Source organism: Paenibacillus sp. HGH0039, from assembly GCF_000411255.1.
In the GTDB taxonomy this organism is placed as follows: Bacteria; Bacillota; Bacilli; order Paenibacillales; family NBRC-103111; genus Paenibacillus_F.
On record NZ_KE150412.1, the window covers coordinates 1,878,537 to 1,879,093 of the forward strand.

Annotated in this window: 2 protein-coding genes; both read right to left on the reverse strand. The window is 67.1% G+C overall.

Annotation, left to right across the window (positions count from 1 at the left end; genetic code table 11):
- Positions 1 to 200 (reverse strand): collagen-like protein (locus HMPREF1207_RS30180; protein WP_231392024.1); only part of this gene is annotated, 200 nt, incomplete at its 3' end.
- A partial coding sequence (locus HMPREF1207_RS29735; RefSeq protein WP_231392025.1) for a hypothetical protein occupies positions 197 to 557 on the reverse strand: 361 nt, incomplete at its 5' end. The genes HMPREF1207_RS29735 and HMPREF1207_RS30180, both read right to left, overlap by 4 nt.

Consider the following 557-nt stretch of genomic DNA (forward strand, 5'->3'; position numbering starts at 1 on the left):
GCTCCTGTCGCTCCATCAGCTCCCGTGGCTCCTGTCGCTCCGTCGGCTCCCGTTGCTCCTGTCGCTCCATCGGCCCCGGTTGCTCCTGTCGCTCCATCGGCTCCTGTTGCACCTGTTGCTCCGTCAGCTCCGGTCGCTCCTGTTGCTCCGTCGGCTCCAGTGGCTCCTGTCGCTCCATCGGCTCCGGTCGCACCAGTCACTCCATCAGCTCCGGTCGCACCTGTGGCTCCATCAGCTCCGGTCGCACCTGTCGCTCCATCGGCTCCCGTAGCACCAGTCGCTCCATCGGCCCCGGTTGCACCTGTCGCTCCATCAGCCCCCGTTGCACCTGTTGCTCCTGTCGCTCCATCAGCTCCGGTCGCACCTGTCGCTCCGTCGGCTCCGGTCGCGCCTGTAGCTCCGTCAGCTCCCGTGGCACCTGTCGCTCCATCAGCACCCGTGGCTCCTGTCGCTCCATCGGCCCCGGTTGCTCCTGTAGCTCCATCGGCTCCTGTTGCACCTGTGGCTCCGTCGGCTCCCGTAGCTCCTGTTGCTCCATCGGCTCCCGTTGCACCTGT